Origin of the sequence: Exiguobacterium sp. 8A (genome assembly GCF_902506275.1) — a bacterium.
Taxonomy (GTDB): Bacteria; Bacillota; Bacilli; order Exiguobacteriales; family Exiguobacteriaceae; genus Exiguobacterium; species Exiguobacterium profundum.
In genome coordinates, this window is sequence record NZ_LR733630.1 from 2,594,738 (window position 1) to 2,613,035 (window position 18,298).

Genomic DNA, 18,298 nt, shown 5'->3' on the forward strand with positions numbered 1-18,298 from the left:
CATATAAAAAGTTATAAATAATAAATAGTAAGGTCGAGTGAACATAAAAAGAAGTGTAAACGAGTATCGTTTACACTTCTTCAATCGACTCATGATCTTCTTTGGCGCTTTCGCGCAAGGCTGAAGCCATCACGTCAGCAAGATTCCGTTCACGAAGCACGCCGACACCACGGTCGGTCGGTCCGCCTGGAGCGGCCACATCGGCAATCAGTTCATTCGTCTCACGTGTTTCATGAGACAGTAACTCAGCGGAGCCTTTCATCGCTTGGGCGACAATTTGACGCGCTGTCTGTTCATCGTAACCGACATCCGTTAGGACGGGCGTCATCGCACCTACGATTTCATAGAAAAAGGCTGGACTGCAACCTGCAGCGGCCATAAAGGCGGACATCGTTTTCGCATCGGTGACGGCCGTTCGACCGACCCGTTCAAAGAGAGAAGTCGCTTTCTCACGGACGGCCTCATCTGTTTCTGGACCAAACCATAGACCCGTCATCCCGCTCCGATGGGCGACAGGCGTGTTCGGCATGGCGCAAACAGCTGGTAGCCCTGAAGCCTCTTCTAATTGGCTCGGTTCGATATGTGCAGCGACTGAGACGAGTAGTGGGGTCTTCCATTCTTTTGATTCTACGTACGGGATGACGCCATCAGGTTGCATCGCTAATACGACGATGTCATAGTCGTTAACGTTTTCGTCCTCAACAATTTGAACGCCGAGTTCATCTTGTAGGAAGAGTAAGCGCTCCCGGTCACTTCGGTTTGTCATTGTGATGTGTGTCGGTTCGATGCCCGAGTCGATCCACCCGCGAACGAGCGCCTCACTCATGGATCCAGCACCGACCATTAGTAATTGATTCATCATTCGTCACCTCTTCTTTTCGATTCGGTCAATAGTTATGTTGACTATCATAACAAACATACACTCGAATATCGCCCATCCTGCTCATTTGTAAAGAGATGGAAAACGATTTGACATAGGAATCGACGAACATGACAAACGTTTCAAATCGCGCTATGATGGCACTAATTCAAAAGAGTGAGGCGAAATCGTGTGAAACGTGTACTAGTAAAAGGGATTCAAGGTTACCAGCGTTTTATTTCACCATTAAAGCCGCCAACGTGCCGATTTTATCCGAGCTGTTCGCACTACGGAATCGAAGCAATCGAAAAACATGGGGCTGTCAAAGGCAGTTATTTAACCGCTCGCCGACTCATTCGCTGCCAGCCGTTTCATCCAGGCGGGCTCGATTATGTTCCGGATACATTTGATTGGAAAGCGCCTTTACAACGAGAGAAACCTGAGTCACAGCGAGACGATTGAGTTCGTCTCGCTGTTTTTGTACAGAACAAACAATGAATCAGTTGTTTTAGTACAATACTTTTGCATTGTTCTAAGTATTCTGAAAAAATAGAGGTGTACACTATTTTTCGGGGGAAGGGGATACTTTGTATGGGGCAATCATTTAGTGAATGGGTGAGTACGGCATCCAACTTTGTATGGGGACCACCGCTCTTGATTTTGCTTGTGGGGACAGGCATTTACTTGACGGTGCGTCTAGGTGGAATTCAAATCACCAAATTACCGTATGCGTTGAAATTGGCGTTTTCTAAAAATCAGGATCAATCCTCTAAAGGGGACATCAGTCACTTCCAGGCGCTCATGACCGCTCTGGCGGCGACCGTCGGTACGGGGAATATCGTCGGGGTGTCGACAGCGGTCGTATTAGGAGGACCGGGAGCCATCGTATGGATGTGGGTGTCCGGTTTCTTTGGGATGGCAACGAAATACGCAGAGGCAGTTCTTGCCGTGAAGTATCGGGTCACTGATGAGCGCGGTCAAATGGCTGGTGGACCGATGTACTACCTAGAACGAGGATTGAATCAACGATGGTTAGCAGTAGCATTTGCTGCATTCGCATCGATTGCGGCGTTCGGTATTGGAAACGGGGTCCAAACGAACTCGGTCGCGCTTGCGCTCAAAACAACGTTTGACGTACCACTATACATATCAGGGATTCTCATTATGATTTTTACAGGAGCGGTCATTCTCGGAGGCGTGCGTTCCATCGGGAAAGTAGTCAGTTACTTCGTCCCCGTCATGATTGCCTTCTACTTAGGTAGCGGTCTTTTAATTATGGTGATGAATTACTCGCTGATTCCGGATGCGTTCGCACTCATCTTCAGCAGTACGTTCAGTGCAGAAGCAATCGGTGGAGGGGCCATCGGAGCTGCCATTCGATACGGGGTGGCACGTGGTGTCTTCTCGAACGAAGCAGGTCTTGGCTCTGCTCCGATCGCAGCAGCGGCAGCGAAAACAGATATGCCGGGTCGTCAGGCGCTCGTCTCGATGACTCAAGTCTTCTTGGACACGCTTGTCGTCTGTTCGGTGACAGGATTGACACTCGTCATGGGTGGTCAAATCGGGACAGGACTTGAAGGGGTCGAATTGACTTCAGCTACATTTGAACTGTTCCTCGGACCAGCCGGAGGTTATATTGTCACAATCGGGCTCGTCTTGTTCGCCTATTCGACCGTGCTTGGTTGGTCGTATTACGGCGAGCGCTCCATCCATTACTTGTTTGGACAAAAGTCAATTCTCCCCTATCGGATTGCTTTTGTACTCGTCGCGGGACTCGGTGCCATGACGACGAACTTGAACTTGGTATGGGCGTTATCGGATGTCTTCAACGGCTTGATGGCCATCCCGAACTTGATTGGTCTCTTGTTCTTGTCGGGTGTTGTCATTGCCGAGACGAAGCGTTTCAACCAACAACTTGAAATTGAAAATCGAAAAGTTTCCTAAACGAAAGGACGCCATCCTTATGAATCAGAGGGTGGCGTCTTTTGTTTTGCTTCTAATTCATCGAGTCGTGCTTTTTGTAAATGATCAAACACTTTTGTGATAAAGCCAACCATGATGCCAACCCCGGTCAATACATATCCGATTGTGAATATTTTTCCGATGTCGGTCTGAGGGGCAAAATCACCATATCCGATGGTAGTCAGGGTGATGACACTGAAGTAAAGTGCGTCCAACCAACGCATCTCCTCGAACCGTGTGTAAAAAAGTGTACCGGATAGGACAGTGAGAAAGGCAAGGCTGAATAAGACTTGGAACTCAGGTTCGCGGAGGCCACGCCAGATTCCGCGTACAATTCGACGCAATGTCAGTAAGAACGGCAACATGTCACTCGCTCCTTTCGATATTAGGTTTGTTCGCTAAAAACGGGGGAACATCCTTTATAGTTCGAGAAAAGAGAAAGGGTGAGTTGGATGGGGAAAGTCATACCGAAACAAGAAGGACTCGACCATAGTGTCGATTTTTTACGGGAAGGATATCTATTTGTTGCGAATCGTCGCAAAAGTTTTCAATCAAATATCTTTGAAACACGTTTGCTCGGGGAGCGCGTGATTTGTCTTGGGGGCGAAGAGGCTGCCGAGGTGTTCTATGATGCAGACAAATTCATGCGTCAGAATGCGGCGCCAAAACGTCTATTGAAAACCTTGTTTGGAGAAGATGGGGTCCAAACACTAGATGGTGCGGCTCATACGCATCGAAAACATATGTTCATGTCATTGATGACAAAAGAAAACATAGATCGATTGCTCCGCTTGACATATCGAGAGTGGAACCAGATTGAACGAATGGGAGAGGAGGTCGTCTTATACGATATTGCGCAACAAGTGTTGATGAAGGCCGTATGTGAATGGTCGGGAGTTCCACTTGCGAAAGAAGAAGTTGGGAAGCGCACTGAAGAGATGAGGTTATTATTTGAATCGGGTACGTCTCTTGGTCCCACGTATTTACAAGGTCGGAAGGCACGAAGTTCCGCTGAATCCTGGATTCGTCAGATGGTAAAAGAAGTGCGGTCGAATCGATTATTGCCGAACGAACATACGGCGCTGTACGAATTTTCGTGGCACCGGGATGAATCCGGAGAGTTATTACCTGAAGACGTCGTGGCGGTCGAAGTATTGAACATTTTACGCCCGACTGTCGCAATCTCGGTGTATGTCCTCTTCACTGTCTTAGCTTTACATCAGTTCCCGGATGTAAAAGAGCAGGTAGAGCGGGGAGAGGTCTCGAAAACAGAATTTGTCCAGGAAGTGAGACGGTTTTATCCATTTTTCCCTGTAGCGGCAGCTCGTGTCAAAACCGATTTTGAATGGGACGGCTATGCATTTTCGGAAGGGACGCTGACGCTTCTTGATTTGTACGGTACGAATCATGACTCCTCTATTTGGACGGAGCCGGATCGATTCGATCCCTCTCGCTTCAAAGATTGGAACGAGAGTCCGTTTAACTTTATTCCGCAAGGTGGGGGAGATGTAGATTTTGGACATCGATGTGCCGGTGAACATGTGACCATTGCAATTCTTGCACAAGTCATTGAGTTGTTTACTAAGGAATACGCCTACACGGTCCCGCCTCAAGACTTGAGCTATAGTTTTGTAGACATGCCGAGTCTGCCGAAAAGTAAATTGCGATTGACTCATCTAACTCGAAACCAATAAAAAAGTCGCCTACTCGATGGGAGTAGGCGACTTTGAATTTACTTCGTTTGCAAATTTAGGCGTTTGGAGATGGGACGAATCGAGACCGATGAATCGATCATTCGATTATCCCGTTTCGGTTCATCGGTACATTCAATCTGCCAGTCGGTGTCATGAAGCTCTTTTAGTCCGACGGCGATGTCGTATAGGGAATAGTTCGCATTTCCGTTTAACTGATAGATGCCCGGTCCACGTTTAGTCAAAATTTCAAATAGCGCGTCTGCCGTGTCTGCTAAAAATGAACATGATGGATACCAATGCTCACTCGCTTGGATGACCCCTCGTTGCTTCATCTCGTTCGTAAAATAGTCCATCATATTATTCGATCCGGCCTCATCCCCGATTTGCCATCCGAGACGAACGATTTGAGCGCCAGGATTGGCGTTCATAATCGCACGTTCGCACTCACGCTTATACTTTCCATAGTCATCCTCGGCATCTGGTAGCGTATCTGGGGAAATCGGTCCGGTCACTTCATCTGAAAAAATTGAAACCGTGCTCGTGAACAGGAAAGGAATTTTCGCCTCACCACATAAACGAGCGAGCGTCTCGGCCCACTCCACCGCGCCCATACCGATATGTAAAAAGTAGTCCGGTCGGATGCGCTCGATGAATTCTCGCATTTCCTCTTCGTTTGTCGTGGACACTTGCTCGCGATTCCACGCAATCCCTTCAATTCCGTGGCGCTGTAACGTTTCGGCAACAACGGGTGCCACTGTACCGTTCATTCCTGTAAGAATAGCTTTCATTTCGATTCGCCCCTTTCACTCTATATGATGCCACAAAACGAGTGTGGACAAACAACCGATGTGCCGGGCTATGCTAGACTGGATGATGGAGGGATTAATCATGAATATTCGACAAGCAACCAAACAAGATAGTAAACAAATTGCACCACTCATGTATCAAGCGATCCATGAGATTGCGTACACATTGACGGCATCAACGGATACGACTGAGGTATTGGAGCGACTAGCGATGTGGGTAGAGAAACCAAATAATCGCTTGAGTCACGAAAACATCTGGGTGGCGGATTTTGAAGGAGAAGTTGCCGGAATGATCATCTCGTATCGTGGGGATAAGGCAGAAGAATTGGATCGACCGATTCGAGAATGGTTGACGGCGCATGGAAGTGGAGAAGAGGTGGACGTTGAAACGGAAGGTTATGTCCAATACATTGATTCACTGGCTGTCGCAGAGGCGTATGGAGGTCGTGGAATCGGGACGAAGTTAATCGAACACGTTTGTCTCGTTGCGAAAGAACGCGGTGTGCCCGCCGTCACATTGAACGTGGACCAAGAAAACCCTGCGGCACATCGCTTATACACACGTCTCGGCTTCCATAAGGAAAAAGAAATCAACATTTCTGGGGCGAGATTTGACTATATGATCAAAGAAATCAATTCGACTCCTTTCTCAGTCTAAAAGCGGATGCGCAAACTTCTTTTCTCGACTATACTAAGTGCTTGAGGAAAGATATACGTAAAGGAGATACATTATGGAGTGGAAGAACATTTGGCGAGGGATGGCCATGGGGACGAGTGATTTAATCCCTGGTGTAAGCGGCGGTACCATTGCAGTCATTTTAGGCATCTACGATCAACTCATCGAAGCGATTAGCGGCGTATTTAGCCGATATTGGAAAAAATATATCGGGTTCTTGATTCCATTGGCAATTGGAATGGGGACAGCCATTATCGCATTGAGTCGAGTAATTGAATACTTATTGCTGGAGTATTATGCACCGACACAATTTTTCTTTATCGGATTGATTTTAGGGATTATTCCACTTCTATTCGTGGAATTTAAATCACGCGCATCGATTCGTCCGGTTCATGTTATTGCTATGGTTGTCGCAACGATACTCGTTGCGAGTATGGCATTCTTGAATCCGGTTGATTCGTCTATTATGACGGACGTGACGTTCGGGACGGCGCTTCTCTTATTCTTCTCCGGTTGGTTGGGCAGCATGGCGATGTTGCTTCCTGGAATTAGCGGTTCATTCGTCTTGTTGTTAATTGGCGTTTATCCAACCGTCATCAGCGCCATCTCAAACTTCAATCTGTTGATTATTGGGATTGTCGGTGCTGGAGTGGCCGTCGGCTTTATTGTAAGTAGTAAAGTCATTCGTTACTTGTTGGCGAATTTTCCGGGAATGACGTTCTCCGTCATCATCGGATTGGTCATTGGCTCACTCGCCGTCGTGTTTCCAGGTGTACCAGCTTCAGGAGTCATGTGGATACTCAGTATCGTCGCATTCATCGCGGGGGTCATCGTCGTCCGATTACTCAGCAAATATTCTGTCTAAATGAAAAAGGAGTCCAGCGGTGAACTGCACCCCAATTGTTAGACACATCTAACAATTGGAGGTGCAGTTTTTTAATGACTAAATTTACAACTGATCAAAAGTTAAGCGCCGTCATGGCCTATCGGGAAGGGAAAGATAGTATGAATGGCATCGCGAAATCCCTAGGGGTAGCCCCGACCCTGATGCGTAACTGGGTCAAACAGTTCGACCATCATGGACCGATGGCCTTTTCCAAACCCTATACAANTACATAGACTATTACAACACACGACGAATCAAGGCAAAATTAAAACTGAGTCCGGTGCAATACCGGACCCAGTTCGTTCACGTAGCCTAGATGAAATAACCGTGTCTAACTTTTAGGGGTCACTTCACGGTGAGCCGGACTCCTTTTTAATAGATGAAGGGGAAGAGGCGCTTGCGCGTCTTCGACCAGGATTGGTAAGACTGACCGAAATGGCGAATGAGCATACCTTCCTCGATTCGAATGCGGTACAGTAATGCAAGCGAGGTGAGACCCGCACCAATCAAGGCGATTCCCCAATGAATAAAGTATAGCGAGAATCCGAACGTAATCAATAACAACCCTGTGTAAAGAGGGTGGCGTAAGTAACGATACGGTCCCGAGCTGACGAGTTCGTCTTCCGGTCGGACGACGACATGTCGTGTGAATTGATGACGTAAGTGTAAAATCCCCCAATAACGTAACCACACGCCGGCTATGTAAAAAGTAAGTCCGATGATTCGTTGAACTGTCGAAGGCTGTGATTCGAAAACAAGCGAAGAGATCATAGACAACACGAAGACGCCAATCATCGTCGTCGCTACAAAGTAAAAACTCTTCCGCTCGACAGCCCCGTCTGTTGCCTCTTTTCGGTTACGAAATCGCCACGTCTCAACTAGCCAAAAAAATGATACGACGATTAATAGGACATCCATCCAATTCATCACGCACATCCTCCCTTTTGATTCATGTTTTATTACCCTACCTACGCATAACAAAAACCAAATTCATCAGGACGATATTCGAAAAAAATTGTCAAAGTGACCAAAACAGGGTATCATCTAATGAGAATGATTATCATTTTTATGTATATAGAGAGGAAGGGTGCGACGATGAACGAGGAAGTATTCGACGTGACGATTATCGGTGGGGGACCGGCTGGATTGTATGCCGCTTTTTACAGCGGTTTACGAGGTATGAAGACGAAAATTATCGAATTTCAACCTTTTTTAGGCGGGAAAGTACATGTCTATCCAGAGAAAATGGTTTGGGATGTAGGTGGTCTCCTACCGACGACTGGGGCAAAACTGATTGACCAACTCGTCGAGCAAGGTCTCACCTTCTCTCCGACGCTCCTTCTTGGCGAGAAGGTGGAGTCGATCTCTAAGCGTTCAGACGATTTGTTCGGGATCGACACGACGAACGGTCATCATATTTCCAAAACCGTCATCGTTGCGACAGGAAGCGGGATCCTCAAACCGCATAAGGTTGAAGTGAGCGGAGCGGAGCGGTTCGAATTGTCGAACCTCCATTACACGGTTAAATCACTTGAACGCTTTAAAGGAAAGCGCGTCTTGATATCGGGTGGCGGCAATAGTGCAGTCGATTGGGCGAATGCGCTCGAGCCGATTGCAGAGCAGGTCGTGCTGACGTATCGAAAAGAAGAACTTAGTGGACATGAAGCACAAGTTGAAAAAATTAAACAGGGTCGAGTCGACTGTTGCCCACGATCAAAAGTGACGGATTTGATTTCTCACGATGGGAAATCGATTCAACAAGTTCTTTTGACTCATGTCGAAACAGGAGAGACGAGCGTAATCGAGGTCGATGAAGTGGTCATCAATCACGGATATGAACAAGACGCGGAGTTGCTTCGGAACAGCGAATTGCAGGTCGAGATGAAGGATGGGTTTTATGTGAAAGGGAATTCAGGTAGCGAGTCATCCGTACCAGGATTGTACGCTGCCGGTGATATTCTCACGCATGAAGGGAAAGTACATCTCATCGCTGGAGCGTTTCAAGATGCTGCGAATGCGGTGAACCGGGCCAAAACATACATTGACCCGAATGCGAATTCGACCGCAATGGTGTCCTCTCATAATGAACGGTTAAAAGAGAAGAATCGTCAAATCATAGAAGAAACCATGATGAAGCAGTAAGAGGACCACTCTTACTGCTTTTCTCTAGGATAATCACAAAGCTCGGTAATCACACCGCCTGAATGACGCGGGTCCATGTAGATTAAGCGTCTACCTTTCGCGGTCGTACGCAGCGTGTCTTCTAAAAAGGTGATGCCATTTTGTTTGTGAGCGGCCATCGCTTCGTCCAAATCGTCGACACGATAGGCGATATGATGAACACCCTTCCCTCGAGCTTTCATGAACCGGGCAATCGGACTCGTCTTACTAGTCGGACGCAACAATTCGATGACATCCTCTCCAATATGAATGACGGCCAATTCGGTCTCGACCCCGATGGCCGTGTTCGTATAGCGGTCCACGAGTTTTCCTCCTAAGACCGTCGTGTAAAATGTGATCGCCTCGTCTAAGTCTCGAACGGCAATCCCAGTATGATCGATATGCATGTAAATTCCTCCTTCTGCTTCAGTTTGCCTAAAGTTGAACAAAATGTCACTTCACAACGTTTCAAGCTTATCCGATATAATAGGAGAGGGAGGGACAGCGAAATGAACGGAAAAATCACGATGGGTTTGGTGGGCACTTTCGCCTTTGTATCATTTGTGTTTGGACTCTCGCTTGCGACGTTTGTCGACTATCGCATCAATGAAGAACAGGTTGTCCTTGAACGATTAACGACCCATAAACAAATTGGTCCGACCGAGTTGCTGTCTACCGAGGTCGACTTTCATTTAAATGGGTCGAATTATGCGATTCGTTTTAAAGATGAACCAAATATTACGTATTGGTTCAATGTCGTCGATCGCAAAATTAAGTTCGATCGGATTGAATCGCTCGATTTGAGAGATACGGGGCTTCGGACAGAACTGTTTGAAGCGATGCCGCCTCTAGCGATGGAGTCGACTACTGCTGCAGAATAAAAGACGTCGAATGAACAACTTTTTCCTTTGAGAAAGAGTTGGTTTGCTCGACGTCTTTTGATTGTTTAGGAATAAATCGGGGTCGGTGGTGCCTGTAGTATGTACGTATAACGACAAATACTTGAGATTTGGGCGCCGTGACGACGAAGTGTATAACTCAAATCAGGTTGCAAACTTGTTGCTGAAATATGTGCCTCTTCAATGTATCGGAACATGTAGAAAAATTTTTGTTGAAGGAATGAAATAGCTTCCCGCAATAAAGTCTCGTCACAGTCAACGTGCATCTCTTGTATTGAAATATGGTACATATGTAAGCGTACTTTCATGATTCCAATCACTTGTCGGTTCCACTTCACGGAATAGAACAATGTTTGCTGGCGAACTTCTCGTGCGAATTGTTCATCTGTCATCGAAATGGCACCCGGAAGGAGATGACAATGTTCATTTCGAAATGTGAGCCAATCTGCTCTTCTTGAATAGTCCACCAATTCGAGTGTCCAATCGGTATGTGTTGCTTTCTCGCAAGGGATGAATGGTAGATGATACGTTTTGGTTTGATGAAATACTTGAAACCCTGCTGCTTCATATATTCGGTGCTTGTCTTGATTATGATAATCCTCTTCCTGAAGATAGTACGTAATCGGGTACTTTGTTTCTCGACTTCGTTCATAGATCAAACGATGAAGTAGTCCGCGAAAGACGTGACGATCACCATATGTGGCTTGAGAGAGGCGAATGGCATGATCCGTTTCAAGCTGTTCGTCGTTTGCGACGATTGAAGCGAGTGGGGTATCTCGATTGAGTGCGACGTAGACGTGATGATGCGAGGGAAGGGAGAGAAGCAAAGGGGCCTTGCTTAAAGGATATAGCGACTGAATGGAAATACGCTCATGTAACGGTAATTGCCTGCATTCTACAAAACGTAGCGCTCGTTTCACGAAGAATCCTTCTTTCTTTATCAAATGATAAGTACAAATAAATTGTAAGCGCTATCTTGTATCGTGGGGTGTGGCAGTATGATGAAACCTGACTCGAGAAAAAATCAATTACGTAAGAAAAAGGTTCGAGTAAAATAGAACATATCCGTCCAATACAATGAAATGGATTTCGTTTCATCGTTCATCTGTGAGATTCATCAAATGTCAGCGCAACGAACGGATGAGACGTGCTATACTTAAACACAATGAAAACACGGAGTAGGAGTATATGATGAAATACATTTATCAACTGATTCTGGTTTCTGTGCTTTGGTTGACGGTAACACCGTCTGCAGCCATGGCCGAGACAGAACCGGTCGTCATTCATGAAAATATCATTGTCGAAGATGATGTAGAAATTCATGAAGGATTTCAATCGCCGAATGAAATGGTGTATTTGTTCGTATTAATTGTGTTGTTATCTGTCATCGGACTTGGCATGATGAACACGATTGAATAACGTGAAAACGTTCACAAAAATGCAATAAGTGATTTGGTAACGGTTACAATCGTTCCCTTATACTTATATGTGTAGGAAGAAAGTTCTGCACCAACTTTCTGTCCTCCTTTTCAAATGAACACCCCTCGTTCATATCATGTATTGGAGTCAATCGATCCTATCGATTGACTCCCTTTTTTTAAAATCGGATTCGCTTTTCTTTAGCAATTCGTTTTAAGCGCTTCGTCTCACTAGTGTGTCCGTGACTCTCTAAAAAGTCGACATATACCCGAAATGGTTCGGAGCGATGAGAAAAGAACGGGATATATTCAGAGAACAATTTTTGTTCCGCTTCTTTCAAATTCCCTTCAGCGACGAGAAGGCGGAGTTCTAACATTTTAAGCGCTTGATAGTTTTCGAGCGCGGTATCCTCTGTTTGGGACTTCTCTAACATCCGATCGCAAAGTTTTAAGAGACGGGAGTGAAGGAGTTTTCTTGTATTGGCATGACTGTGTTCGATGGGTAGCGTTGAGAGTAAATCAATTCGTGTAGAATCAACATCTTTTGGCACGTGGAGTGCGGTGTATAGGGCGCGGTCAATCCAAACGGTATCAATCGGGGCATCGAGCTGATAGTAGTGAATGAGTTGCTTGAGCATGGTGACTTGTGAAATTTTTAAAAGGCGAAACGGGTCACTCGTAGAGAAGAGCGGTTCTTCGCCAGCCGATGTAGAGAGGAGGTAAAACATTTCTTCATACATCGTACGTGCTTCTGTGTATTCCTCGGCGTAATGTGCTAAATCGCGAATGATTTTTTTAGCATGAATGTACCAATTTTTTTGGTCGCGTTCTGACATGACTTGATTCGGACGAATGTACAAATGTTCGTACGCAGAATCAACAAACCGTTCAGCCAAGGTGATGGTTTGCGAGAGCGAATGTCGCTCTTCAGAATTTTTTTTCTCTTTATAGCGCGTGAATTGGCTGATCATAAAATCAAAATCTTGATCATCAATCACATCTTTAGGAGTATGACGGTACATTTCGACGAGCAAATCGCGTAACGTCGCCTCGCCATACTGCTCTAACAATACGCGTAACTTTCCGATGCGCATCAGCTCTCCTCCTTTCAGTCAAACTTTTCGTAGGCAATCTCGATTTGGGCAGAAACCAATTATTATTCCTTTCCCGCTTTTCATCTGAAACAACCATTCGCTCTCATGCTTAAGACGGATTTTCGTAAGAAACGTTGTCAGATGATGGCTGGTTCGGGATAATAGAGAAAAATTGATAAAGTTGAGGATCATAATGATGAAAGATGAACAACATTTATCGCGTGTCGAACGTAGAAAGCGCGAATTAGAACAACAAGAAATCGAATCGTCTCGTGTGGACCACGGTGAAACGGACGAGCCCTCTATACATGCACAATCTGAACAACAGCGTGAACGGGTAACACGCCAATCAGAACATCCCTTTTTAAATGAACAAACCCAAGAATCGCCAAGGACGAAAAATGGGACGGCAAAGTCAAGTCGGAAACGACTGCCCCGGGTTTCATTATTTTCGAAACGGAAACCATCTCGACCAAAATCTCGACAGACGACGAAACCATCAACACCGTCTACCCCTGCTAAACGAGAAATGGATCATTCGTCTAAACAACCATCGAAACGAAAGCGTAAATGGAAGGGGAAAGCTGCCCTTCTCTTACTTGCAATGCTACTGATTGTTGGATATTTTGCGACTGCTCCATTTACATTCCTCATTATGGGGAGCGATGCGCGAGTAGGAGAATCGTTGTCGGGATCTCGTACGGACTCCTTGCAGTTGATGGAATTCGTACCACGCTCTGGTACTGTTCAGAATGTATCGATTCCACGTGATACGTATACAGCGATTCCATGTGAGCCTGAACGGGAAGGTGATAAAATCACGCATGCGTTCGCGTTCGGAGGTGCAGAGTGTACGATTGGTGCCGTGGAAGGGCTGACCGACGCCTCGGTCGATGGACAGGTCGTCATCACGTTCGAATCATTCATGGAATTGATTGATTTGATTGGTGGGGTAAATGTCACGGCGACGCATTCGTTTAGCGAGAAAGGGTTCAACCAGACGTATGAGTATACGGAAGGTGTTTCCTATGCGATGGATGGAGACATGGCATTGGCGTATGCGAGACATCGTAAATCGGATACGGATGGAGCACGTTCGAATCGTCAAACGGAGGTCATGACAGCTGTCGCTGAAAAACTGGCAAGTCCTTCAGGATGGACAAAAATTCCGGCGACGTATCGCTTCATGAAAGAAGAAATGGGACTTGAGATGAACGTCTTGCAAATGGCATCTGTCGGATTGACGATGATTTCGAATCCTGAGGTGAATAAGATGCAAGTCGAGGGTCAAGATGCTTATATCAATAACGTGTATTACTATGAACCGTTAGAAGAAAGCGTGCAGGCGATTCGAGACGCCCTTGATTTATCTGTCTGGGGTACTGTCAGATAATTTTAAGAAAAGGGTTTGATTCTGACTTGAAAGAGGAAATTTAAACAAATGAACTACTCTTTTGAGGAGGGAAATTTGAATGAAAGTTTTAGTCATTGGAGCAACAGGAAAGATCGGGAAACGTGTATTGAAAAGCCTAGCGAAAACCCATCAAGTGACCGCTTTAATTCGTTATCCTGAACTACAAGCAGAGTACGAGAAAATGGGTGCACACGTATTGACGGTTGATGTCGAGACAGAACTCGAGAAGAAAGTACATGAGGCGACAAGTGGACAAGATGCCGTTATTATCGCGGCAACTGCTGGCGCGGATGGTTCGAGCACTGAAATTGAACTGCTTGACCGAAACGTTGCGATGAATGCCATCGATGCCGCTAAGAAGGAACGGGTACGTCATGTTGTCTTACTCAGTGCCTATGGCGCTGATCAACCGAACGCTGCACCGAAAGAACTCTTTAACTTTCTGTCAGCTAACAATGCCGCTGACGAGTATATCGAACATAGCGGTTTGAACTATACGATCATTTGCCCAGTGACCATTGTTGATGAACCGAGTAAAGGTTCAATCGAAGCATCAGAGGACTTGAGTGATGCGGATGGTGCGACGATTTCCGAAACCGATGTCGCGACTGTCATCGCAGCGTCTCTCGACAACCGAGGTCTGTACGGTCGCCGAATCGAAATCAAGTCTGGTAGCACACCGATTAATGAAGCGCTCGACTTTGAAGGGCGTGGAGAGGTTGCGAACGGCGGAAGAACGACATTACGTCGACCACAACGATCATAATGAGTTGAGGAGAAGATGATATGGAACGAAAACTTTATAAAGACCCAAACAATAAAATGATTGCTGGTGTTTGTTCAGGGCTTGGAAACTATTTAGGGGTGGACGTCACCATTATGCGAGTCCTATTCGTGGCGATGGCGCTTCTCGGTGGCCCGGGACTCCTCATTTATATCATTCTGGCACTCATCATGAAAAAGCCGGTGTCAGAATATGAAGCTGAACAAGACGATCGCTTCTAAATCAAAAATCAATCCGACAAGACGTCGGATTGATTTTTTAGTTTTCCATATATAATGTATAACTCGCTTCGAACGTTTCGTTTGGTGGGAGGAGTTGGATCCCTTCTTTGTGTAGGAAATCTTTTCGATGGCCTTTATAATCCGCATGTCCGAACCAAGGTTCCAAACAGACGAACGGAGCGTCTTTCTGCGGCGGAGACCAGATACCGAAATGCGTGAAAGAGGGACTCTCCATCACGATGGCTGCGCCGGTTGGTTGATGTCGGAGTGCAGCATATTCAATCTTCTCAAAAATGAGTGCATCGTCGTCAAATAACGACCGAGTGAGGGGGATATACTGACGCTCTCCGAGTGGTTGATACGCGCCTGTTAAATAAGGGCCCTCGAGCAAATAGCGATCGAGGGAGCGGATTTCGCCGAAATCGATCACGTAGTCTTCAAATGTCCCGCCCATGAACGGAATATTGAATGCAGGATGACCACCGATGCTAAACGGTAACGTCGTTTCGCCCGGGTTATGGACGCGATACGTCACAATCACTTCTTCTCCCACAAGTTGATAGGACACGGTCAGTGTGAATGGGAATGGATAGTGTTGACGTGATTCCGATGTATCGTTCAATGTGAAGCGGACCGACGTGGCAGTCGAAGATTCGACCTCGAACATAGCGTCCCGAGCGAATCCGTGTTGACTCATCGTATAGGTGTTTCCCTCATATACATATTGATCATCGAGCAATCGACCGACAATCGGGAAGAGGATCGGGGCTTGTCGTCCCCAATAGGTCGGGTCCCCTTGCCATAAGAGTTCAGTTCCGGATACTTTCCAACTCGTCATCTCAGCACCTTGTGCCTTTAAGGTTATCTGTGTTTTCTCGTTTTGAAGTTGCACAATCCATACGCTCCTTTACGGGTTTATGATAAGTTAAGTGTAGAAATCTTAAGTAAAACAAACAAGGGGTAAATGATGCGCTTACAAAGAATTGGTATTGGAACGCTGATCCTTCTATTGATTGCTGGCCTCGCATATAAAGGCTACGAGGAATATATGATGACACAAAAGAAAGAAGAAGCGGTTCCGATCGTCCAAAATGAATCGGTATTAGGAGGACTTGAAGTGGGGCAACAAGCCCCGGACTTCACTTTGAATACGTTAGATGAGGATAATTTGACCCTTTCTGAGTTCCAAGGACAGCCGGTAGTCATTAACTTCTGGGCCTCTTGGTGTCCGCCATGCCGGGATGAGTTTCCTGAACTTGTATCGTTTGAAGAAGCGACAGGCATCCCAGTACTTGGCGTGAACGTCACCAAAAATGAGCGACGAGGAAAAGAGGACGTGGAGGCATTCCTAGATGAGTATCCCGTTGATTTTCCGATTTTGCTAGATGAAGAGGCCGCTGTCGAGCAACAATATCGTGTTGTCGCATTACCGACAACGTACGTTCTAGATGCAAAAGGGATCATCGTGGCGAAAAAAACGGGTCCGGTAGACGAGGCGTGGCTTCAGCAACAAATCGACGACATCTCAGAATGATTCATTCGAAAAAAAGCTGAACGAACTGCCCGGTTAGAGAGGGCAGACCGTTCAGCTTTTATAGTGTTGCTTGATCAATGCGTCAAAGTTAGGGGTCATATCTTCTTCAAGATAGTAATGATGGTTGTCTCGAATGATTGTATCACCAACACGTGCTTCGGATGGTAGGAATCGTCTAGGGATGAAACTTGAGCCGTTGTTCCATCTCAATACGGCATATTTTCCCTCGATTCGTACCAATGTACCGTACTTAATCATACCTCTTCCTCCTCGACGAGCAGCTTCTGTCTCTTTTTATCCTTACATCATGTATTCCCAAATTCCACAAAAGCTACACATCTTTACACGTGTCTGTCTAATCACTATAGGGACGTTGTATCAAAAAACGATAGAGGTTAAATGCGGGAAATGTGAAGAAAGTTTGAAGAAAACGCTTTCTTTTTTTGGAATGGTCTTTTATAATGAAACCACGGGGTGATTATGACGAAACTGTGAACAATGGGGGGATGGTCATGTTTTCTTCTGCAATGATTGGGTTACTCGCTCTGACGGGAGTAACGATCTATGGGGTTGACCGTATGTTCACGGTCCGCTCAGAACGCGTCACAAAGAAATAGGTCTACATAGGGGGAAATCGCAACGTCTTGGGGAGACGTTGCGATTTTTTTATACGTCTTGTTGACGAGACCGACGATCGGTCTCTTTTTGTTCCACAATCTTTCGATTTCGCTCATGAACACGGTCAAAAAAAGCGTGCTCTGGCCATGCGGAGGACCAATGACGTTCTTCGGGGAGTGCCAAGATATATTCTTCCGCCGCACTCAATCTCTCAATCATGTGACTCCGGCTGTCGCACAAATCGCCGTGCCCTGGTACGAACCAGCGAATCTCATGTTCGTAGATGAGTGATTGCAAGGTTTGTAACGTGTCGAGATAGGCGGTTGGGTCGTGTTCGATAAAAGGTGGCTCGACATTAGACCCATAATCTCCACAAACGAGAAGATTCATGGATTCGATGAGAACCGACATATGTGTCGCGTCATGGCCCGGTGTAGAGAGGAAGGTCACGGGCACTGAACCGATTAAAAGCGTTTGATCGGGTTGGATGACCAGGTCGATGTCCGGTTTTTGAATCGGGTGATCAATATAATACTGTTCATAAAACTCGCGAATCTCATTTAATTGGTCAGATGAGTCTGCATCGACGAAAGCCTGTGAGGCAATCGTTGTGGCATCTGCAAAGCCGTAAGCTCCGATGATGTGGTCAAAATGATGATGTGTGAAGATGACATAAAGCGGCCGATTCCGACGGTGTAATTCGATGTCACGACGGATTGTCGCAATTTCTTCGGGGAGCCAGGTCGGGTCAATCAACAAAAGGGCATCTGGTGTATCGATGAGGGTCGATGTCGTTCGCATCAACGCGCTTTCGTATACGGTAAAGGATTGCAGCTTCGCTTGAATCAATGGAGTTCCTCCTTGTCTGTATGGATTCAATCACTCTTTTCCCCAAAACAATAGACGGAACAACAAAAAAGCAGAAAGTCGTGTGACTTTCTGCTTTTTGCAAGGTCTCAACCGTGCAGTGTATGTGTGCGAGATACTCTCGCGTATATGTCGATATTGGAGCGGGTGAAGAGAATCGAACTCTCGTCATCAGCTTGGAAGGCTGAGGTTTTACCATTAAACTACACCCGCATCAAAGAAAAAATATGGAGCGGGTGAAGGGAATCGAACCCTCGTCATCAGCTTGGAAGGCTGAGGTTTTACCATTAAACTACACCCGCGAAACGTATTAACTCTTAACGTTACTTTGATATAATAGCATATACGATGGAATTTGCAAACCCTTTTTTAAAAAAACTTTTTAGGTTGCAGAATCCTATTCACA

Annotated in this window: 22 protein-coding genes, 2 tRNA genes and 2 pseudogenes; 14 read left to right on the forward strand and 12 right to left on the reverse strand. The window is 46.1% G+C overall.

All coding sequences use genetic code 11. From position 1 onward, the window contains the following. Positions 1–70: 70 nt before the first annotated feature. On the reverse strand, positions 71–859 hold the full coding sequence (locus GVY42_RS13600) for a pyrroline-5-carboxylate reductase (protein ID WP_236548968.1): 789 nt from the start codon (positions 857–859) through the stop codon (positions 71–73). Between the two features lie 192 nt (positions 860–1,051). Here GVY42_RS13600 and yidD point away from each other — a divergent pair, with 192 nt between their 5' ends. Continuing rightward, positions 1,052–1,321: a membrane protein insertion efficiency factor YidD gene (yidD, locus tag GVY42_RS13605; RefSeq protein WP_015880777.1), complete on the forward strand. Its 270-nt coding sequence runs from the start codon at positions 1,052–1,054 to the stop codon at positions 1,319–1,321. A 129-nt stretch (positions 1,322–1,450) separates the two neighbouring features. Further along, on the forward strand, positions 1,451–2,803 hold the full coding sequence (locus tag GVY42_RS13610; RefSeq protein WP_074037781.1) for a sodium:alanine symporter family protein: 1,353 nt from the start codon (positions 1,451–1,453) through the stop codon (positions 2,801–2,803). A gap of 17 nt (positions 2,804–2,820) precedes the next feature. Here GVY42_RS13610 and GVY42_RS13615 read toward each other — a convergent pair whose 3' ends face one another. After that, positions 2,821–3,186, reverse strand: coding sequence for a potassium channel family protein (locus tag GVY42_RS13615; protein WP_159563530.1), 366 nt, complete (start codon positions 3,184–3,186; stop codon positions 2,821–2,823). 87 nt (positions 3,187–3,273) lie between these two features. Between GVY42_RS13615 and GVY42_RS13620 the strand changes: the two genes are divergently transcribed. Further along, complete coding sequence (locus GVY42_RS13620) at positions 3,274–4,515, forward strand: cytochrome P450 (RefSeq protein ID WP_159563531.1); 1,242 nt, start codon at positions 3,274–3,276, stop codon at positions 4,513–4,515. A gap of 38 nt (positions 4,516–4,553) precedes the next feature. Here GVY42_RS13620 and GVY42_RS13625 read toward each other — a convergent pair whose 3' ends face one another. Then, on the reverse strand, positions 4,554–5,303 hold the full coding sequence (locus GVY42_RS13625; RefSeq protein WP_159563532.1) for a sugar nucleotide-binding protein: 750 nt from the start codon (positions 5,301–5,303) through the stop codon (positions 4,554–4,556). Between the two features lie 100 nt (positions 5,304–5,403). Between GVY42_RS13625 and GVY42_RS13630 the strand changes: the two genes are divergently transcribed. The 4 genes and pseudogenes from GVY42_RS13630 to GVY42_RS13645 form a co-directional block, all read left to right on the forward strand. Beyond that, the gene (locus tag GVY42_RS13630) at positions 5,404–5,979 is read left to right on the forward strand and encodes a GNAT family N-acetyltransferase (RefSeq protein WP_074037777.1); all 576 of its coding nucleotides are present in this window, start codon (positions 5,404–5,406) and stop codon (positions 5,977–5,979) included. A 73-nt stretch (positions 5,980–6,052) separates the two neighbouring features. Further along, the gene (locus tag GVY42_RS13635) at positions 6,053–6,862 is read left to right on the forward strand and encodes a DUF368 domain-containing protein (protein ID WP_015880783.1); all 810 of its coding nucleotides are present in this window, start codon (positions 6,053–6,055) and stop codon (positions 6,860–6,862) included. Positions 6,863–6,936: 74 nt separating this feature from the next. Next, positions 6,937–7,059, forward strand: a pseudogene (locus GVY42_RS16735) (transposase); the annotation flags it as partial. 50 nt (positions 7,060–7,109) lie between these two features. Further along, positions 7,110–7,199 (forward strand): annotated as a pseudogene (locus GVY42_RS13645) (IS3 family transposase); the annotation flags it as partial. Positions 7,200–7,255: 56 nt separating this feature from the next. On the opposite strand, the gene GVY42_RS13650 reads toward GVY42_RS13645, so the two are convergent. Beyond that, positions 7,256–7,810, reverse strand: a complete 555-nt coding sequence (locus tag GVY42_RS13650; protein ID WP_159563533.1) for an isoprenylcysteine carboxylmethyltransferase family protein — start codon at positions 7,808–7,810, stop codon at positions 7,256–7,258. A 168-nt stretch (positions 7,811–7,978) separates the two neighbouring features. Here GVY42_RS13650 and GVY42_RS13655 point away from each other — a divergent pair, with 168 nt between their 5' ends. After that, entirely contained in the window at positions 7,979–9,025 is a 1,047-nt protein-coding gene (locus GVY42_RS13655) for an NAD(P)/FAD-dependent oxidoreductase (protein ID WP_159563534.1), read from the forward strand. A gap of 11 nt (positions 9,026–9,036) precedes the next feature. On the opposite strand, the gene GVY42_RS13660 is transcribed toward GVY42_RS13655, so the two are convergent. Then, entirely contained in the window at positions 9,037–9,450 is a 414-nt protein-coding gene (locus GVY42_RS13660) for a VOC family protein (RefSeq protein WP_159563535.1), read from the reverse strand. Positions 9,451–9,552: 102 nt separating this feature from the next. Here GVY42_RS13660 and GVY42_RS13665 point away from each other — a divergent pair, with 102 nt between their 5' ends. Continuing rightward, complete coding sequence (locus tag GVY42_RS13665) at positions 9,553–9,924, forward strand: hypothetical protein (RefSeq protein ID WP_074037773.1); 372 nt, start codon at positions 9,553–9,555, stop codon at positions 9,922–9,924. Positions 9,925–9,989: 65 nt separating this feature from the next. Here GVY42_RS13665 and GVY42_RS13670 read toward each other — a convergent pair whose 3' ends face one another. Then, positions 9,990–10,862: a hypothetical protein gene (locus GVY42_RS13670; protein WP_159563536.1), complete on the reverse strand. Its 873-nt coding sequence runs from the start codon at positions 10,860–10,862 to the stop codon at positions 9,990–9,992. Between the two features lie 271 nt (positions 10,863–11,133). Between GVY42_RS13670 and GVY42_RS13675 the strand changes: the two genes are divergently transcribed. Further along, complete coding sequence (locus GVY42_RS13675; protein WP_159563537.1) at positions 11,134–11,361, forward strand: hypothetical protein; 228 nt, start codon at positions 11,134–11,136, stop codon at positions 11,359–11,361. A 178-nt stretch (positions 11,362–11,539) separates the two neighbouring features. On the opposite strand, the gene GVY42_RS13680 is transcribed toward GVY42_RS13675, so the two are convergent. Then, complete coding sequence (locus GVY42_RS13680) at positions 11,540–12,454, reverse strand: hypothetical protein (protein WP_159563538.1); 915 nt, start codon at positions 12,452–12,454, stop codon at positions 11,540–11,542. A gap of 196 nt (positions 12,455–12,650) precedes the next feature. On the opposite strand from GVY42_RS13680, the gene GVY42_RS13685 reads away from it, so the two are divergent. From GVY42_RS13685 to GVY42_RS13695, 3 genes are all read left to right on the forward strand, one after another. Continuing rightward, entirely contained in the window at positions 12,651–13,847 is a 1,197-nt protein-coding gene (locus GVY42_RS13685; RefSeq protein WP_236548969.1) for an LCP family protein, read from the forward strand. A 79-nt stretch (positions 13,848–13,926) separates the two neighbouring features. Further along, positions 13,927–14,634, forward strand: a complete 708-nt coding sequence (locus tag GVY42_RS13690) for an NAD(P)-binding oxidoreductase (RefSeq protein WP_074037770.1) — start codon at positions 13,927–13,929, stop codon at positions 14,632–14,634. Positions 14,635–14,654: 20 nt separating this feature from the next. Next, on the forward strand, positions 14,655–14,873 hold the full coding sequence (locus GVY42_RS13695; protein ID WP_074037769.1) for a PspC domain-containing protein: 219 nt from the start codon (positions 14,655–14,657) through the stop codon (positions 14,871–14,873). Positions 14,874–14,910: 37 nt separating this feature from the next. Here GVY42_RS13695 and GVY42_RS13700 read toward each other — a convergent pair whose 3' ends face one another. Then, on the reverse strand, positions 14,911–15,765 hold the full coding sequence (locus GVY42_RS13700; RefSeq protein WP_159563540.1) for an aldose 1-epimerase family protein: 855 nt from the start codon (positions 15,763–15,765) through the stop codon (positions 14,911–14,913). A 75-nt stretch (positions 15,766–15,840) separates the two neighbouring features. Here GVY42_RS13700 and GVY42_RS13705 point away from each other — a divergent pair, with 75 nt between their 5' ends. Further along, entirely contained in the window at positions 15,841–16,407 is a 567-nt protein-coding gene (locus GVY42_RS13705) for a TlpA disulfide reductase family protein (RefSeq protein WP_236548970.1), read from the forward strand. A 51-nt stretch (positions 16,408–16,458) separates the two neighbouring features. Here the strand turns inward: GVY42_RS13705 and GVY42_RS13710 are convergent, their stop codons facing one another. The 4 genes from GVY42_RS13710 to GVY42_RS13725 form a co-directional block, all read right to left on the reverse strand. After that, on the reverse strand, positions 16,459–16,665 hold the full coding sequence (locus tag GVY42_RS13710; protein ID WP_015880796.1) for a DUF3006 domain-containing protein: 207 nt from the start codon (positions 16,663–16,665) through the stop codon (positions 16,459–16,461). A 408-nt stretch (positions 16,666–17,073) separates the two neighbouring features. Continuing rightward, entirely contained in the window at positions 17,074–17,874 is an 801-nt protein-coding gene (locus GVY42_RS13715) for an MBL fold metallo-hydrolase (RefSeq protein WP_159563542.1), read from the reverse strand. A gap of 157 nt (positions 17,875–18,031) precedes the next feature. Further along, a tRNA-Gly gene (locus GVY42_RS13720) sits at positions 18,032–18,105 on the reverse strand. Between the two features lie 15 nt (positions 18,106–18,120). Beyond that, positions 18,121–18,194: transfer RNA gene (locus GVY42_RS13725), tRNA-Gly, on the reverse strand. Positions 18,195–18,298: the final 104 nt, after the last annotated feature.

Bases quoted from the DNA above. Each gene is read 5' to 3' on its own strand.
- GVY42_RS13610 (WP_074037781.1), top strand. From the start codon at position 1,451: ATGGGGCAATCATTTAGTGAATGGGTGAGTACGGCATCCAACTTTGTA.
- GVY42_RS13710 (WP_015880796.1), bottom strand. From the start codon at position 16,665: ATGATTAAGTACGGTACATTGGTACGAATCGAGGGAAAATATGCCGTA.
- GVY42_RS13655 (WP_159563534.1), top strand. From the start codon at position 7,979: ATGAACGAGGAAGTATTCGACGTGACGATTATCGGTGGGGGACCGGCT.
- GVY42_RS13625 (WP_159563532.1), bottom strand. From the start codon at position 5,303: ATGAAAGCTATTCTTACAGGAATGAACGGTACAGTGGCACCCGTTGTT.
- GVY42_RS13600 (WP_236548968.1), bottom strand. From the start codon at position 859: ATGAATCAATTACTAATGGTCGGTGCTGGATCCATGAGTGAGGCGCTC.
- GVY42_RS13615 (WP_159563530.1), bottom strand. From the start codon at position 3,186: ATGTTGCCGTTCTTACTGACATTGCGTCGAATTGTACGCGGAATCTGG.
- GVY42_RS13635 (WP_015880783.1), top strand. From the start codon at position 6,053: ATGGAGTGGAAGAACATTTGGCGAGGGATGGCCATGGGGACGAGTGAT.
- GVY42_RS13650 (WP_159563533.1), bottom strand. From the start codon at position 7,810: ATGAATTGGATGGATGTCCTATTAATCGTCGTATCATTTTTTTGGCTA.
- GVY42_RS13660 (WP_159563535.1), bottom strand. From the start codon at position 9,450: ATGCATATCGATCATACTGGGATTGCCGTTCGAGACTTAGACGAGGCG.
- GVY42_RS13705 (WP_236548970.1), top strand. From the start codon at position 15,841: ATGCGCTTACAAAGAATTGGTATTGGAACGCTGATCCTTCTATTGATT.
- GVY42_RS13675 (WP_159563537.1), top strand. From the start codon at position 11,134: ATGAAATACATTTATCAACTGATTCTGGTTTCTGTGCTTTGGTTGACG.
- GVY42_RS13685 (WP_236548969.1), top strand. From the start codon at position 12,651: ATGAAAGATGAACAACATTTATCGCGTGTCGAACGTAGAAAGCGCGAA.
- GVY42_RS13665 (WP_074037773.1), top strand. From the start codon at position 9,553: ATGAACGGAAAAATCACGATGGGTTTGGTGGGCACTTTCGCCTTTGTA.
- GVY42_RS13620 (WP_159563531.1), top strand. From the start codon at position 3,274: ATGGGGAAAGTCATACCGAAACAAGAAGGACTCGACCATAGTGTCGAT.
- GVY42_RS13690 (WP_074037770.1), top strand. From the start codon at position 13,927: ATGAAAGTTTTAGTCATTGGAGCAACAGGAAAGATCGGGAAACGTGTA.
- GVY42_RS13680 (WP_159563538.1), bottom strand. From the start codon at position 12,454: ATGCGCATCGGAAAGTTACGCGTATTGTTAGAGCAGTATGGCGAGGCG.
- GVY42_RS13630 (WP_074037777.1), top strand. From the start codon at position 5,404: ATGAATATTCGACAAGCAACCAAACAAGATAGTAAACAAATTGCACCA.
- GVY42_RS13695 (WP_074037769.1), top strand. From the start codon at position 14,655: ATGGAACGAAAACTTTATAAAGACCCAAACAATAAAATGATTGCTGGT.